This window comes from Pantoea sp. JZ2 (assembly GCF_035191405.1).
Taxonomy (GTDB): Bacteria; Pseudomonadota; Gammaproteobacteria; order Enterobacterales; family Enterobacteriaceae; genus Pantoea; species Pantoea stewartii.
The window spans coordinates 1,117,096-1,133,609 of sequence record NZ_CP045247.1; the positions used below are offsets into that span (position 1 = coordinate 1,117,096).

The window sequence follows — 16,514 nt, forward strand, 5'->3', positions numbered from 1 at the left end:
CTATGGCGCAATTTTATTCCGCAAAACAGCGCGTGACGACCCGAAAAAGGCTGACCGTTACTATCGAAGACCTGGATCCTTTCGGTCAGGGCGTGGCCCGGCACAAAGGAAAAACCCTGTTTGTCGCGGGTGCGCTGCCCGGCGAACAGGCGGAAGTCACCCTGCTGGAGGAGAAGCGCCAGTATGCTCGCGCCAAAACAGAGCGTCTGTTGAACCACAGCCCGTCACGGGTTGAACCTCGCTGTCCGCATTTTAGCCGCTGTGGCGGCTGCCAACAGCAACATGTTGATGAGCCGCTACAGCAGCAGAGTAAAGCGCGTGCGCTGGCACGAATGCTTACTCAGGCAGCAAAGCAGCCGATCACGGTGGATGAGATCATCGCCGGTCCTGCCTGGGGCTATCGCCGCCGTGCCCGCCTTGGCCTGCAGTGGCACAGCAAAACACAGCAGCTTCAGATGGGCTTTCGCCAGGAAGCCACCAACGATCTGGTCGATATCCAGCAGTGCCCCGTTTTGGCGCCCCAACTTGAGGCGCTGATTATTCCGCTGCGCAATTGTCTCACTACGCTTAATGCTGTCAACCGTTTAGGCCATGTCGAACTGGTGCTGGCTGATAACGGGCCGGTGATGTTATTGCGTCATCTGGATGCATTAACTGCTGACGATATGGCAAAACTGGAACGGTTTTCGCATCAGCATCAGCTCATGCTGTTTTTGGATGATGGCGGCGAGGCACTGCGCGCAATCAGCGAACAACGCCCGTTTTATCATTCACACCAGCTTACGCTAACCTTCAGTCCACAGGATTTTATTCAGGTTAACGATACGGTGAATCAGCAGATGGTCGCCAGGGCAATCGCGTGGCTGGATTTACAGCCTGACGATCGTGTGCTGGACCTGTTTTGCGGCATGGGAAACTTTACGCTCCCTGTAGGAAAAACGGTACAAAATGCCGTAGGTGTGGAGGGCGTTGCAGCATTAGTCCAGCAGGCGGAGTATAATGCTGAGGTCAATGATCTTAAAAACGTCAGATTTTTTCAGCACAATCTGGAAGACGATGTTTCGCGTCAGCCCTGGGCGACGCAAGGCTTTAACAAGGTGTTACTCGATCCGGCGCGGGCCGGGGCGGCGGGTGTCATGTCCCATGTCGTCAAACTATCACCACAGCGTGTGGTCTATGTGTCGTGTAATCCTGTAACACTCGCGCGTGACAGCGAAACACTGTTGTCGGCGGGCTACCAATTGGAAAGGGTCGCGATGCTGGATATGTTTCCGCATACCCGTCATCTCGAATCCATGGTGCTGTTCAGAAAAAAAACATAAGTGTCCGGCAGGGGCGCTGTGCAGGAGAGGATATGGTTGCGGTCAGAAGTGCACATTTAAATACGGAAGGGGAATTTGCCCTCGACCAGTGGATCGCCAGTCTTGGCGTGGCTAACCCGCAATCATGTGAACGTCTTGCTGAAACCTGGCGCTATTGTGAGGCGCAGACGCAAGGCCATCCCGACCAGTCGCTGCTGCTGTGGCGCGGTATTGAGATGGTGGAAATCCTCTCAATGCTCAGCATGGACATTGAAAGCCTGTGCGCGGCACTGATTTTCCCGCTCGCCAATGACGAAGTGGTCAGCGAAGAAGAGCTGGAAAAAACCGTGGGCAAAGGCATCGTTTCGCTGGTACATGGCGTGCGCGATATGGATGCGATTCGCCAGCTGAAAGCCATTCATAACGATTCAATGGCCTCAGAGCAGGTGGATAACGTGCGCCGCATGCTGCTGGCGATGGTGGAAGATTTCCGCTGCGTGGTGCTTAAGCTGGCAGAGCGCATTATGAACCTGCGCGAGGTGAAGGATGCACCGGAAGACGAACGCGTTCTGGCCGCCAAAGAAAGCACCAATATTTACGCGCCGCTGGCCAACCGGCTGGGCATCGGCCAGCTGAAATGGGAGCTGGAAGATTACTGTTTCCGCTATCTGCATCCCGAAGAATACAAGCGCATTGCGAAACTGTTGCACGAACGTCGTATCGATCGTGAGCAATATATTGATAACTTTGTCGTTAACCTGCGTAAAGAGATGGCGAAAGAGGGCGTCCGTGCCGAAGTGTACGGCCGTCCCAAACATATCTACAGCATCTGGCGCAAGATGCAGAAAAAATCGCTCGCCTTTGATGAGCTGTTCGACGTGCGCGCGGTGCGTATTGTGGCTGAGCGTTTACAGGACTGCTATGGCGCGCTGGGTACGGTACATACGCTGTACCGCCATCTGCCCAGTGAATTCGACGATTACGTCGCTAACCCGAAGCCTAACGGCTATCAGTCCATTCATACGGTGGTGCTGGGACCGCAGGGTAAAACCGTTGAGATCCAGATTCGTACGCGTCAGATGCATGAGGACGCGGAACTCGGCGTCGCGGCACACTGGAAATACAAAGAAGGTCCGTCGTCCAGCCATGCCCGTGGGGCGGCAGGCCATGAAGAACGCATTGCCTGGTTACGTAAGCTGATCTCCTGGCAGGAAGAGATGGCCGATTCCGGCGAGCTGCTTGAAGAGGTCCGCAGTCAGGTGTTTGATGACCGCGTCTACGTCTTTACCCCGAAAGGCGATGTGGTCGATTTGCCCGCCGGTTCTACGCCGCTGGACTTTGCTTACCATATCCACAGCGATATCGGCCATCGCTGCATCGGTGCCAAAATCGGTGGGCGCATCGTGCCCTTTACCTATCAGTTGCAGATGGGCGACCAGGTTGAAGTTATCACACAAAAACAGCCGAATCCAAGCCGCGACTGGCTGAACCCGAATTTAGGATTCATCACCACCAGCCGTGGCCGCGCCAAAATTCACAACTGGTTCCGTAAGCAGGATCGCGATAAAAACATTCTCGCCGGTCGCCAGATTCTGGACAACGAGCTGAACCAGATGGATATCAGCCTGCGCGAAGCCGAGAAGCTGCTGCTGCCGCGCTATAATGTCACTTCGCTGGACGAGTTACTGGCCGCCATTGGCGGCGGGGATATTCGTCTGCACCAGATGGTGAATTTCCTGCAGGCCAAACTTAATAAGCCGACGGCGGAAGAACAGGACCGTGAAGCCCTGCGTCAGCTGACGCAAAAATCGCACGCGCCGTCTGCCCGCAAGGAAAGTGGTCGCGTCGTGGTGGAAGGGGTGGGCAACCTCATGCACCATATCGCACGCTGCTGTCAGCCTATCCCGGGCGACGATATCGTCGGCTTTATCACCCACGGACGCGGTATTTCCATTCACCGTGCCGACTGCGATCAGCTGTCGGAGCTGATCTCCAACGCGCCAGAGCGCATCGTCGATGCCGTATGGGGCGAAAGCTACTCCAGCGGCTATTCGCTGGTGGTGCGCGTCACGGCTAACGATCGCAGCGGGCTGTTGCGCGATATCACCACGATTCTCGCCAACGAAAAGGTCAACGTGCTCGGCGTATCGAGCCGCAGCGATACCAAAAAACAGCTCGCCACCATTGATATGGACATCGAGATTTACAATCACCAGGTCCTGGGGCGCGTGCTGTCTCGCCTCAATCAGGTACCTGACATCATCGATGCCCGCCGCCTGCACTAACCTGTCATCAGGCGCACGTTTTGACCGACGTGCGCCTGGCTGCTTTTATCACCGCGTTTATGCCAACGGAACACCGGAAGGATTACCCTATGACGTCAATTGATCGCCTGCTGGGCATTATGAAAACCCTGCGCGATCCGCAACAGGGCTGCCCGTGGGATCGCGAGCAGACCTTTGCCACCATCGCGCCTTATACCCTGGAAGAAACCTACGAAGTACTGGATGCGATCCAGCGCGAAGACTTCGACGATCTGCGGGGTGAGCTGGGCGATTTGCTGTTTCAGGTGGTGTTTTATGCCCAGATGGCACAGGAGCAGGGGCGCTTTAATTTTGATGATATCTGCCATGCCATCAGTGACAAGCTGGAACGTCGCCATCCGCATATTTTTGCGGAAGGCACCGCCGGGAACAGCGCTGAGGTGTTGAAAAACTGGGAGGCGATAAAAAGCGCGGAACGGGCAGAGAAAGCCCAGCATTCGGCACTGGACGATATTCCAAAAGCGCTGCCTGCGCTGATGCGCGCCCATAAAATTCAAAAGCGTTGCCACAATGTGGGCTTTGACTGGACCACGCTGGGCCCGGTGGTCGACAAGGTGCATGAAGAGATCGATGAGGTGATGCACGAGGCGCAGCAAAGCGTCGTCGACCCGCAAAAGCTGGAAGAAGAGATCGGCGATTTACTGTTTGCGACGGTTAACCTCTCGCGTCACTTAGGCAGCAAAGCCGAAATCGCGCTACAGAAGGCCAACGATAAGTTTGAACGCCGTTTCCGTGCGGTGGAAGCAATCATTACTGCACAGGGGCTGTCTATGCCTGGCGCCACGCTGGAACAAATGGAAGCGGCCTGGCAGCAGGTAAAAGCCGACGAAAAACGCTGATTATTCCAGCGCTGCGCATAAAGTGCGCGCTTGGGCTTACTCGATTCAGCTTCGCGTCAACTTTGTGATGTACGTCAACATTTTGTTAACCGCTATCCGCTAAGGTACGCGCAGCAATGCGTGAGGAGAGGGATGTGATTCATCAATTGTGGCTGATGGCGGTTTCCAGTATACTGTTTTCCCGTCCTGGTTATTCCACCGTCTTTAAACCTAAACTCTCAGGTTCAGCATGACAACGAATTATATTTTTGTGACCGGCGGGGTCGTTTCCTCTCTGGGTAAAGGCATTGCCGCAGCCTCCCTCGCAGCCATTCTCGAAGCGCGTGGTCTGAACGTGACCATCATGAAACTGGATCCGTACATTAACGTCGATCCGGGTACCATGAGCCCGACACAGCACGGTGAAGTATTCGTCACTGATGATGGGGCCGAAACCGATCTGGATTTGGGTCACTATGAGCGCTTCATCCGCACGAAAATGTCGCGCCGCAACAACTTCACCACTGGCCGTATCTACTCGGAAGTCCTGCGCAAAGAGCGCCGTGGCGACTATCTGGGTGCCACGATTCAGGTCATTCCGCATATTACTAATGCGATTAAAGAGCGCATCATCGAAGGTGGCGAAGGTCACGACGTCGTGCTGGTCGAAATCGGCGGTACGGTCGGTGATATCGAATCCCTGCCGTTCCTGGAAGCGATTCGTCAGATGGCCGTCGACGTGGGCCGCGAACACACGATGTACATGCACCTGACGCTGGTGCCTTACATGGCGGCAGCGGGCGAGGTCAAAACCAAGCCGACGCAGCACTCTGTAAAGGAACTGCTCTCTATCGGTATTCAGCCAGACGTCCTGATCTGCCGTTCCGATCGGGCTGTGCCGGCCAACGAGCGTGGCAAAATTGCCCTGTTCTGTAACGTGCCAGAAAAAGCCGTTATTTCGCTCAAAGACGTCGATTCCATCTACAAAATTCCAGGCATGCTGAAATCGCAGGGTCTGGATGACTATATCTGTAAGCGTTTCAATCTGAATGCTCCGGAAGCCAATCTGGCCGAGTGGGAGCAGGTGATTTATGAAGAAGCGAACCCGGGCGGCGAAGTCACCATTGGTATGGTGGGCAAATATGTCGAACTGCCGGATGCGTATAAATCTGTTATTGAAGCCCTGAAGCACGGCGGGCTGAAGAATCGCGTTACCGTCAACATCAAGCTGATCGACTCCCAGGACGTAGAAACCCGCGGTGTCGAGTTGCTGAAAGATTTAGATGCCATTCTGATTCCGGGTGGGTTTGGTTACCGCGGTGTCGAAGGCAAGCTGATGACGGCGAAATATGCCCGCGAAAACAACGTGCCTTATCTTGGCATCTGTCTTGGCATGCAGGTTGCCCTGATGGAGTTCGCGCGCAATGTTGCCGGTATGGAAGGCGCAAACTCCACAGAATTTGTGCCAGACTGTAAGTACCCGGTGGTCGCCTTGATCACCGAATGGCGTGACGAAGAAGGTAACGTTGAAGTCCGTTCTGAGCAGAGCGATCTGGGCGGTACCATGCGTCTTGGCAGCCAGCAGTGCCAGTTGACCCCGGAAAGCAAGGTTCGCCAGCTGTACGGTTCTGACACGATTGTTGAGCGCCATCGTCACCGCTACGAAGTGAATAATATGCTGCTGAAGCAAATTGAAGCAGCGGGTTTACGCGTGGCAGGACGTTCTGGCGACGATCAGTTGGTTGAGATCATTGAGATCCCGAACCATCCATGGTTTATTGCTTGCCAGTTCCACCCTGAGTTCACATCGACGCCACGCGATGGTCATCCGTTGTTTGCCGGGTTTGTGAAGGCAGCACATGAGCATCAGAAGCGTTTAGCGAAATAAGTTTAACGAACAACGCGCGAACTTTTCGCGCGTTGTTTGTCTTAGGATTGACTAACTTGTACTGAGGAAAATCGTAATGGCCAAAATCGTAAAAGTCATCGGTCGCGAAATTATCGACTCACGTGGCAACCCAACTGTTGAAGCTGAAGTGCACCTGGAAGGCGGCTTCGTAGGCCTGGCTGCAGCACCATCAGGTGCCTCTACCGGTTCTCGTGAAGCACTGGAACTGCGTGACGGTGACAAATCTCGCTTCCTGGGCAAAGGCGTAACTAAAGCGGTTGCTGCGGTTAACGGTCCGATTGCTGAAGCGGTAAAAGGCAAAGACGCGAAAGATCAGGCGAACATCGATAAAATCATGATCGACCTGGACGGTACTGAGAACAAATCTAACTTCGGTGCTAACGCCATTCTGGCTGTTTCACTGGCTGCGGCAAAAGCGGCGGCAGCCTCTAAAGGTCAGGCGCTGTATGAGCACATCGCTGAACTGAACGGCACCCCAGGCAAATATTCTATGCCACTGCCTATGATGAACATCATCAACGGTGGTGAGCACGCGGACAACAACGTCGACATTCAGGAATTCATGATTCAGCCTGTCGGCGCATCAAGCGTGAAAGAAGCGATCCGCATGGGTTCAGAAGTGTTCCACAACCTGGCGAAAGTGCTGAAAAGCAAAGGTATGAGCACAGCGGTAGGTGACGAAGGTGGCTATGCGCCAAACCTGGGTTCTAACGCCGAAGCGCTGGCGGTTATCGCGGAAGCGGTAAAAGCAGCAGGCTATGAGCTGGGTAAAGATATCACCCTGGCAATGGACTGTGCGGCATCTGAATTCTACAAAGATGGCAAATACGTGCTGGCCGGTGAAGGCGGTAAGGCCTTCACCTCTGAAGAGTTCACCCACTTCCTGGAAGATCTGACGAAGCAGTATCCGATCGTTTCTATCGAAGATGGCCTGGACGAATCTGACTGGGATGGCTTCGCCTACCAGACCAAAGTGCTGGGCGACAAAATCCAGCTGGTAGGTGACGACCTGTTCGTTACCAACACGAAGATCCTGAAAGAAGGTATCGAGAAAGGCATCGCGAACTCCATCCTGATCAAATTCAACCAGATCGGTTCACTGACCGAAACCCTGGCTGCGATTAAAATGGCGAAAGACGCAGGCTACACCGCTGTGATCTCTCACCGTTCAGGTGAAACCGAAGATGCGACCATCGCTGACCTGGCGGTCGGTACTGCTGCAGGCCAGATCAAAACCGGTTCAATGAGCCGTTCTGACCGTGTTGCGAAGTACAACCAGCTGATCCGTATCGAAGAAGCGCTGGGTTCAAAAGCGCCCTTCAACGGCCTGAAAGAAGTAAAAGGCCAGTAAGTTTACTGACTTCTGACTTCTGATGAAAACCCGCCCACGTGGCGGGTTTTTTTATGCCTTTGCCGTCAGGCTTCCTCACCTTTTTCTGCGACGTCTATGCTGTTTACATCTGTGCTTAACACAACCCACCGACACTGACGCTGTATACATGAATCTGACGCATCCTGTTGCTCGCCTGAGGCGCATGAATCACCGCTTTCAGGCAAAGATTAACTGGCTGAAGGAGAAAACCTGTGAGGCTGGCTTCGTATAACGTTGAAAACCTGTTTGATCGCGCCAGAGCGATGAATCAGAACGAATGGCGTGCAGGAAAACCGGTACTCGAAAAATTCGCCGAGCTGAATGCCCTGCTGGGGCAGGCTGAGTATACCGACGCGATGAAAAAACAGATGGTTGAACTGATGGTGGCGCTGGGACTGCAAAAGTCAGACACCGGGCCTTTTGTTCTCCTGCGGCGCAACCGGGGTAAACTGTTGACCCGACCCACAGACAACAGCGGCATTCGCATTATCGCCAATGGCCGTGCTGACTGGGTCGGATCGCTGGAACTGCGACGTGCGCCGATAGACGAGATTGCTATGGGATTAACGGCGCAGGTCATGACAGATCTCAGGGCGGATATCCTGACGGTCGTGGAAGCAGAAAGCCGCCCCGCGTTGCTGGAATTTAATAACACGATGCTGCCTGCCCGCGGCGGCACGCCGTTTAATCATGTGATGGTGATTGATGGCAACGATGAGCGGGGCATTGATGTCGGGCTAATGAGCGCGGCAGACTTTGCTATCGACATAATCCGAAGCCATGTCGATGACAAAGATAAACAGGGCGAGCTGATTTTCTCGCGCGACTGTCCCGAATTCACGATTCCTTTGCCCGACGGTCAAACCCTGCTTGTGCTGGTTAACCATTTTAAAAGCAAAGGGTACGGTGCAAAAGCCAGCTCTGACGCCCGCCGTAAACGGCAGGCGGAGCGGGTCAAAGCGATATATCAGCAACGCATTAAAGACGGGCAAACCCTGATCGCGATCACGGGCGATTTTAACGACACGCCAGACAGCGAGGCCTTATCGCCGTTGCTGAAGGACACCGACCTGAAAGATATCTTTACCCATGAAAAGTTTGATAACGGTGGCTATCCCGGTACCTGGGGCGGTTGCAGCGCCAGTAATAAAATTGACTATATTTTGCTGTCGCCCGCCCTGTGGAAAAAGGTCGAAAAAGGCGGCGTGTGGCGCAAAGGGATGTGGCCCGGTGTTCGCCCGGTAAAATGGGAAACCTATCCCGAACTGAAAAAAGAGGTCAATGCAGCGTCTGATCATGCGGCGGTGTGGGTGGATCTGACCCTCTGATCCCGCCTGATGTCCTTCTGTCGCCTGGCGCGTTCACAGCAGATCGCGTCGGTTCAGCATCACCTGACATGATCTCAGCGCTGAGTTCTGCGATAATCACGTTTTAAAACTTCACAGAGATGATTATGCAGTACCCGATTAACGAAATGTTCCAGACGCTGCAAGGCGAAGGCTATTACACCGGCGTGCCGGCGATTTTCATCCGCTTACAGGGATGTCCGGTAGGATGCAGTTGGTGTGACACCAAACACACCTGGGAAAAACAGGCGGATCGGGAAACAGCATTAGGCGATATTCTGGTTAAAACGGTGGAAAGCGATGCCTGGGGCAACGCGGATGTGCCAATGCTGCTCAGCAGCATCGCGCAACAGGGCTGGACGGCCCGTCACATTGTGATCACCGGCGGAGAACCGGCCATCTACGATTTGCGCCCACTGACCGACGCGCTGGAAGCCGCAGGGTTTCAGTGCCAGATCGAAACCAGCGGGACCCACGAAATCCACTGCTCTGCACAAACCTGGGTGACCGTGTCGCCGAAGGTTAATATGCGCGGCGGTTATGATGTCCTGGCACAGGCGCTGAGCCGTGCAGATGAGATCAAACATCCGGTAGCACGGCAACGTGATGTGGAGGCCTTAGACGATTTACTGGCCGGGATTCAGGACACGAAAGCGCGCATTATTGCGCTGCAGCCGATCAGTCGCAAAGATGATGCGACTAAACTGTGTATCGAAACCTGCATTGCGCGCAACTGGCGCCTGTCGATGCAGACGCATAAATACCTGAATATTGCCTGACAGCAAAAAGGCGGCCCTGGCCGCCTTTTTCATTTACTGTTTCGCTTTCCAGGTTTCATAAGCCTGCTTAATCTCCGCTTTTGCGGCGTTCGCGTCTTCAAACCCTTTCAGCTCAACCTTCTTACGGCCCTCGGGCAGTTCCTTGTAAACGCGAAAAAAAGCCTCCAGCCGCTGCTGCTCCATTTTGGGCAAATCGGCTACCGTCTGAATCGCATCATAGGTTGGATCGACATGACTGGCGGGTACGGCGACAATTTTGTCATCCACTTCGCCGCCGTCGATCATTTTCAGTACGCCAATCGGGCGCAGTTTAATGAGTGTCCCGGGGGCGAGTGGGGCGCGCGTATAGAAGATCACATCCAGCGGATCGTTATCACCGCCCAGTGATTGCGTCAGCGAACCGTAGTTAGCCGGATACGCAACCGGCATGGACTGAAAACGGTCGGCAACGATGAAACCGGTTTTCGCATCGGTTTCATATTTAATGATGCCGCCTGCCGGAATTTCCGTGACGGCATAGAAGGCATCCGGCAGCGTTTCGGGTTGCGGGAAGTTAAGGATGTTTTCCGCCTGGACGGCGGCAGAGGCAGTGATAAAAACGGACAAGGCCAGAAAAGGCTTTCTCAGGTTCATTGTTGATTCTCATGATCTTTAATGAAGGAGAGAACAGCCTGGTCGGTAAAGATGACAGCGGGATGACAGCCGACGGAACGTTACAATGCACATGTCAGCAACCCTGCCGACTGATCAACCCTGTGTCCGATCAGCCGCCCGTTGGCGAAGGGCGGCCGGTTAACCGCGGTAGGTACAGCCTGCGGTGCAGGTTTCTTTGATCATGACCGCGCTCAGCAACGGCAGGCGAGGCTTCATATGATCCCAAATCCATTTGGCCAGCACTTCGCTGGTCGGATTCTCCAGTCCCGGAATGTCATTGAGGTAATAATGATCAAGCCGGTCATAAAGGGGTTTAAAGGCCGCTTTCAGTTCGGCAAAATCCATCACCCAGCCGGTATGCGCATCCACTTCGCCGGTGATTTCCAGACGCACCAGGAAGGAGTGACCGTGCAAACGACCGCATTTGTGTCCGGCCGGTACATTAGGTAAATGGTGTGCGGCTTCGAACTGGAACTCTTTAAATAACGTGGTAGACATAATCGCTCTCAGGCATTAAAAACGGGCCGAATTCTACCTGAAAAGCAGCTTTTTCGCACCCGTTAAGCGCAGTTTGCTCAGCCAATCGCCAGAATGGTTAAGCGCATCAGGGCGTTAACCCGGCATAAAGCCGTTAACCGTTGTGCGACACGTCGGCGGGAAGACGCGCCACGATTTCTTCGGCGATACCGAAATGTTCAATTAACAACTGATGTTGTTGTGATTGTGACAGCGGCGTGAAGCTTTCGCTTCCGTCCTGGGCTCTTACTACCTGCTCACCTTTAACGATGCCGGTGAGTGTTTCATGACCTGCCCGACGAATCAGCAGTGCACCGTCAAAGCGACTGGTGTTGCGGCTTTTTTGATGGCGCGCCTGAAAGTCAGCGAAGGGGATATTAAGCGCCAGGAGCTGACAATTCAGCCTTGCCCGACCTAACGGCTTCCAGTTAATCAACCAACTGTCGCCCTGCTGATGAACCTGCGTGCCCCAGACGGGATGCGCATACTCTGCTACCTCAAGCGGCAGCGGATGGCCATGAAGCATCGTAGCATCCACCACCAAAGGACGATCGTCGAGGGTGACCAACAGCAGACCATGACCGGGAGAATCGACGGGGGACGGACGCGAGGACAGCATCCTGGATACACCGAGTTGCGCACGAAATCCCAGTTGCATGAGCAGCGCAAAGAGTGCGCCATGACCGGCCCAGCAGGTGCCGCCGGTGCCAAATTGTAGCCAGTGCGTGAAAAAATCGTCGGCCGTAGTGCCGGGCAACGGTTGGGAAGGAGGATCGTTCGCGAGAATGCGCCGGCGGATATTGTCGAAGGGCACCTTCTGGCACCAGGCGCGGTAAAGCGCCTGAAGCCCGGCCGCATCTGGGGCAGGGGAGTGATCCAGGCCCAGTTTATCCAGGATTCGCTCTGTCAGCGCAGGCGATAATGCAGTTACTGTCTCAGGCACCCGATCCTCTCGTATCGTCGCGTTGGCAATTCGTTATGCCACGTATTCAGGGCAATCACCCGCCATTAATCAGAGCGGGAAGGATGATTACTTGAGTCTGTTGATGACTGTCAGGATTACCACTTTTAACGATTAATTGTATCTGAAAAACCATTTAGTCATTTTGGTTATTTGATATGTCGAAGGCGTCTTTAATCGTTAATATAGCTGGCTGTACCCTTCTCTCTCTTCCGCCACTATTCGGTCCGGATTTCTGCTACTGGAATTTTTATCGCGATGACGACTCAGGCACCAGGTTCACTGCTTCCGCTCTCTCCGGAGCAACTTGCCCGTTTAGAGGCAGCAACGACAGATTTTTCCACCACTCAAATGGCGTGGCTCTCCGGCTACTTCTGGGGCAAAGTCAATCATGCGCCTGGTCAGGCGGTGGCCAGCGCTCCGGCACAGCCTGAAGCGCCCGCGATTACGCTGCTTTCCGCCTCGCAAACCGGCAACGCCCGTCGGGTGGCTGAACAGCTCCGCGATGACCTGCAGGCCGCAAAGCTGACCGTGAATCTGGTGAACGCCGGCGACTACAAATTTAAACAAATCGGCCAGGAAAAGCTGCTGATTGTGGTGACCTCCACGCAAGGGGAAGGCGAGCCGCCGGAAGAAGCCGTTGCGCTGCATAAATTCCTGATGTCGAAAAAAGCGCCCAAAATGGACGGTGCGGCTTTTGCCGTACTGGGTCTGGGCGACACCTCCTATGAATTCTTCAGCAAGGCGGGCAAAGATTTCGATACACGGCTGGCTGAGCTGGGGGCGGAACGCCTGCTGGATCGGGTTGATGCCGATGTTGACTATGCTGAGCAGGCCAGCGCCTGGCGCAAGGCGCTCACCGACATTCTGAAAGCACGGGTCCCGACGGCCTCGCCCGCACAGGCGGCGGCAACCGTGGCGGGCAGCGTCAATGAAGTGTCCACCAGCCCCTATTCCAAAACGCAGCCCCTCAGCGCGAGTTTATCGGTCAATCAGAAAATCACCGGCCGCGATTCGGATAAAGACGTCCGCCATATCGAAATTGATTTGGGCGATTCCGGTTTGCGCTACCAGCCCGGCGATGCGCTGGGCGTCTGGTATGAAAACGATGCCGCGTTGGTCAGCGAACTGCTGGAGCTGGTGTGGTTAAAAGGCGATGAGCCGGTTGACGTACAGGGCCAGATGCTGCCGCTGGCAGAGGCGCTGCAGAAACATTTCGAGTTAACGGTCAACACCGCGCAAATTGTTGCGCAGTACGCCACTTTGTCCCGCAACGACGAACTGCTGTCGCTGGTGGATGACAAAGCTAAACTTCAACAGTACGCGCAACGTTATCCGATTGTCGATATGGTTCGCCTGGCGCCTGCGCAACTGACGGCTGAGCAGCTGACCGGCCTGCTGCGTCCCTTAACCCCGCGCTTGTATTCGATTGCCTCTTCGCAGGCGGAGACCGATACCGAAGTGCATATCACCGTGGGTGCGGTACGTTTTGATATCGAAGGACGGCAGCGTGGCGGCGGCGCATCAACCTGGCTGGCAGACCGTGTTGAAGAAGACGGCGAAGTCCGGGTGTTTATCGAACATAATGATAACTTCCGCCTGCCGGAGAATCCCGATGCACCTGTGATCATGATTGGTCCGGGCACCGGAATCGCCCCATTCCGCGCCTTTATGCAACAGCGTGATAACGATGGGGCCAGCGGGAAAAACTGGCTGTTCTTTGGCAATCCGCACTTTACGGATGACTTTCTGTATCAGGTTGAATGGCAGAAATATGTTAAAGACGGCCTGTTAACGCACATCGATCTGGCCTGGTCGCGCGATCAGGCAGAGAAAATATATGTACAAGATAAAATCCGCGCGAAGGGTGCGGAAGTCTGGCGCTGGATTCAGGATGGCGCGCACCTGTATGTCTGCGGCGATGCAAATCGCATGGCAAGAGACGTTGAGCAGGCGTTACTGGATGTGGTGGTCGAGCACGGTGCTATGGATCGTGAAACGGCTGACGAATTTTTAAGTGAGCTGCGCATTGAGCGCCGCTATCAGCGAGACGTTTACTAATGACTGAAAAATACCCTGGACCGCTGGTGGTTGAAGGCAAACTGACAGATGCAGAGCGGTTAAAAAAAGAGAGCAATTATCTGCGTGGAACCATTCTTGACGATCTTGAGGATGGACTGACCGGTGGTTTCAGCGGCGACAACTTCCTGCTGATCCGTTTTCACGGCATGTACCAGCAGGATGATCGCGATATTCGCGCAGAACGCGCCGAGCAAAAGCTGGAACCGCGCCATGCCATGATGCTGCGCTGCCGCCTGCCGGGTGGGATTATCACGCCGACCCAGTGGCTGGCGATCGATAAGTTTGCCACCGAGAAAACGCTCTACGGCAGCATTCGTCTGACGAACCGTCAGACGTTCCAGTTTCACGGCATCCTGAAAAAGAACGTCAAACCTACGCATCAGATGCTGCACGAAGTGGGGCTGGATGCGCTGGCGACGGCGAATGACGTTAACCGTAACGTCCTGTGTACCTCCAACCCGGTGGAATCCGCGTTGCATCAGGAAGCCTACGAATGGGCGAAAAAGCTGTCAGAACATCTGCTGCCGCAAACCCGCGCCTATGCTGAGATCTGGTGGGATCAGGAGAAAGTCGCCACAACCGACGAAGAGCCGATCCTGGGGGAAACCTACCTGCCGCGTAAGTTTAAAACCACGGTGGTGATCCCGCCGCACAATGATGTCGATCTGCACGCTAACGATCTGAACTTTATTGCCATTGCGGAAAACGGCAAGCTGGTCGGCTTTAACCTGCTGGTGGGCGGCGGTTTGTCCATTGAGCACGGTAACAAAGCGACCTATGCCCGTACCGCCAGCGAATTCGGCTATTTTCCGGTAGAGAAGATTCTGGACGTCGCCGCGGCGGTGGTTACCACGCAGCGCGACTGGGGCAACCGTACCGATCGTAAAAACGCCAAAACCAAATACACGCTGGAGCGCGTGGGCGTTGACACCTTTAAGGCCGAAGTTGAGAAGCGCGCCGGTGTGATGTTTGAGCCGACGCGCCCTTACGAATTCACTACACGCGGCGATCGTTTCGGCTGGATCAAAGGGATCGACAACAAATGGCATCTGACGCTGTTCATTGAAAACGGCCGTCTGCTGGATTATCCGGGACGTCCGTTAAAAAGCGGCATCGCCGAAATCGCCAAAATCCATCAGGGCGATTTCCGCCTGACCGCCAACCAGAATCTGATCGTGGCGGGCGTGCCAGAAAGCCAGAAAGCGCAGATTGAGGCGATTGCCCGTGAACATGGCCTGATGGAAAATGTGACGCCGCAGCGAGAAAACTCAATGGCCTGCGTGGCGTTTCCGACCTGTCCACTGGCTATGGCGGAGGCTGAGCGTTTCCTGCCGTCTTTCGTCACCCGGGTTGAAGCGATCATGCACAATCACGGCGTCGGTGAAGAGCACATCGTGCTACGCGTTACCGGTTGTCCGAACGGCTGTGGCCGTGCGATGCTGGCAGAAGTGGGCCTGGTCGGGAAAGCGCCAGGGCGTTACAACCTGCACATTGGGGGTAACCGTATCGGCACGCGCATCCCACGTATGTACCGTGAAAACATTACCGAACCTGAAATTCTCGCCACAATTGATGAGCTGGTAGGGCGCTGGGCGAAAGAGCGCGAGGCCGCAGAAGGCTTTGGCGACTTCGTGATCCGTGCGGGCATCGTTGCACCGGTGCAGGACCCTGCGCGCGACTTCTGGCAGGAGGCAAAATGAGTATCGATCTTGCAGCACTGAATGCGATGTCGAAGGTCCAGCGCGCGATGGCGCTGGCCGCGACGAATGCCCAACTGGAAAAAGCCTCTGCGGAAGAACGCGTAAGCTGGGCACTGGAAAACCTGCCGGGTGCTTATGTGCTCTCGTCCAGCTTTGGTATTCAGGCTGCCGTATCGCTACATCTGGTCACGCGTGTGCAACCCGATATTCCGGTTATCCTCACGGATACGGGCTATCTGTTTCCGGAAACGTATCGCTTTATAGATGAGCTGGCCGACCAGCTCAATCTCAACCTGAAGGTGTTCCGCGCCGAAACGTCGCCTGCCTGGCAGGAAGCGCGTTATGGCAAGCTGTGGGAACAAGGGGTTGAAGGCATTGAGCAGTACAATCAAATCAACAAAGTTGAGCCGATGAACCGGGCACTGGAAACGCTGGGCGCCCAGACCTGGTTTGCGGGCCTGCGTCGCGATCAGTCAGGCAGTCGTGCCAGTCTGCCGGTGCTGGGCGTTCAGCGCGGTGTGTTTAAAGTGCTGCCGATTATTGACTGGGATAACCGCCAGGTTCATCAGTATCTGCAAACCCATAATCTGAAATACCATCCGTTGTGGGACGAAGGCTACCTGTCGGTGGGAGATACGCACACCACGCGTAAGTGGGAACCGGGCATGGCGGAAGAAGAAACACGTTTCTTTGGCCTGAAACGCGAGTGCGGCTTGCACGAAGGCTGATGAAGGCAGCATAACAAAACGGGC

At 54.8% G+C, this 16,514-nt stretch carries 13 protein-coding genes; 10 read left to right on the plus strand and 3 right to left on the minus strand.

What is annotated here, in order from left to right:
• Nucleotides 1–2: 2 nt before the first annotated feature.
• From rlmD to queE, 7 genes are all read left to right on the plus strand, one after another.
• Complete coding sequence (gene rlmD / locus GC087_RS05485; protein WP_205955625.1) at nucleotides 3–1,322, plus strand: 23S rRNA (uracil(1939)-C(5))-methyltransferase RlmD; 1,320 nt, start codon at nucleotides 3–5, stop codon at nucleotides 1,320–1,322.
• 32 nt (nucleotides 1,323–1,354) lie between these two features.
• Entirely contained in the window at nucleotides 1,355–3,586 is a 2,232-nt protein-coding gene (gene relA, locus GC087_RS05490; protein ID WP_006120764.1) for a GTP diphosphokinase, read from the plus strand.
• 89 nt (nucleotides 3,587–3,675) lie between these two features.
• Nucleotides 3,676–4,464, plus strand: a complete 789-nt coding sequence (gene mazG / locus GC087_RS05495) for a nucleoside triphosphate pyrophosphohydrolase (RefSeq protein WP_033739678.1) — start codon at nucleotides 3,676–3,678, stop codon at nucleotides 4,462–4,464.
• A 229-nt stretch (nucleotides 4,465–4,693) separates the two neighbouring features.
• Nucleotides 4,694–6,331: a glutamine hydrolyzing CTP synthase gene (gene pyrG / locus GC087_RS05500; RefSeq protein ID WP_006120762.1), complete on the plus strand. Its 1,638-nt coding sequence runs from the start codon at nucleotides 4,694–4,696 to the stop codon at nucleotides 6,329–6,331.
• A gap of 76 nt (nucleotides 6,332–6,407) precedes the next feature.
• Nucleotides 6,408–7,703: a phosphopyruvate hydratase gene (gene eno, locus GC087_RS05505; RefSeq protein ID WP_006120761.1), complete on the plus strand. Its 1,296-nt coding sequence runs from the start codon at nucleotides 6,408–6,410 to the stop codon at nucleotides 7,701–7,703.
• 233 nt (nucleotides 7,704–7,936) lie between these two features.
• A complete protein-coding gene (locus tag GC087_RS05510; protein WP_324029883.1) occupies nucleotides 7,937–9,052 on the plus strand; it encodes an endonuclease/exonuclease/phosphatase family protein in 1,116 nt (371 codons plus the stop codon).
• Nucleotides 9,053–9,177: 125 nt separating this feature from the next.
• Nucleotides 9,178–9,849, plus strand: a complete 672-nt coding sequence (gene queE, locus GC087_RS05515; protein ID WP_006120759.1) for a 7-carboxy-7-deazaguanine synthase QueE — start codon at nucleotides 9,178–9,180, stop codon at nucleotides 9,847–9,849.
• Nucleotides 9,850–9,882: 33 nt separating this feature from the next.
• Here queE and GC087_RS05520 read toward each other — a convergent pair whose 3' ends face one another.
• The 3 genes from GC087_RS05520 to GC087_RS05530 all read right to left on the minus strand — a co-directional run bounded on the left by GC087_RS05520 (nucleotide 9,883) and on the right by GC087_RS05530 (nucleotide 11,962).
• On the minus strand, nucleotides 9,883–10,482 hold the full coding sequence (locus tag GC087_RS05520) for an inorganic diphosphatase (RefSeq protein ID WP_039338364.1): 600 nt from the start codon (nucleotides 10,480–10,482) through the stop codon (nucleotides 9,883–9,885).
• Between the two features lie 159 nt (nucleotides 10,483–10,641).
• The gene (gene queD, locus GC087_RS05525) at nucleotides 10,642–11,001 is read right to left on the minus strand and encodes a 6-carboxytetrahydropterin synthase QueD (RefSeq protein WP_006120757.1); all 360 of its coding nucleotides are present in this window, start codon (nucleotides 10,999–11,001) and stop codon (nucleotides 10,642–10,644) included.
• Nucleotides 11,002–11,134: 133 nt separating this feature from the next.
• Entirely contained in the window at nucleotides 11,135–11,962 is an 828-nt protein-coding gene (locus tag GC087_RS05530) for an arylamine N-acetyltransferase family protein (protein ID WP_324029885.1), read from the minus strand.
• Between the two features lie 276 nt (nucleotides 11,963–12,238).
• Between GC087_RS05530 and cysJ the strand changes: the two genes are divergently transcribed.
• Genes cysJ through GC087_RS05545 form a run of 3 tightly spaced genes read left to right on the plus strand, consistent with a single transcriptional unit; the run spans nucleotide 12,239 to nucleotide 16,490 of the window.
• Complete coding sequence (cysJ, locus tag GC087_RS05535) at nucleotides 12,239–14,041, plus strand: NADPH-dependent assimilatory sulfite reductase flavoprotein subunit (RefSeq protein WP_324029887.1); 1,803 nt, start codon at nucleotides 12,239–12,241, stop codon at nucleotides 14,039–14,041.
• A complete protein-coding gene (cysI, locus tag GC087_RS05540) occupies nucleotides 14,041–15,762 on the plus strand; it encodes an assimilatory sulfite reductase (NADPH) hemoprotein subunit (protein ID WP_324029889.1) in 1,722 nt (573 codons plus the stop codon). Before cysJ ends, cysI begins: the two co-directional genes overlap by 1 nt.
• Complete coding sequence (locus tag GC087_RS05545; protein ID WP_006120753.1) at nucleotides 15,759–16,490, plus strand: phosphoadenylyl-sulfate reductase; 732 nt, start codon at nucleotides 15,759–15,761, stop codon at nucleotides 16,488–16,490. The genes cysI and GC087_RS05545 overlap by 4 nt, the downstream gene beginning before the upstream one ends.
• Nucleotides 16,491–16,514: the final 24 nt, after the last annotated feature.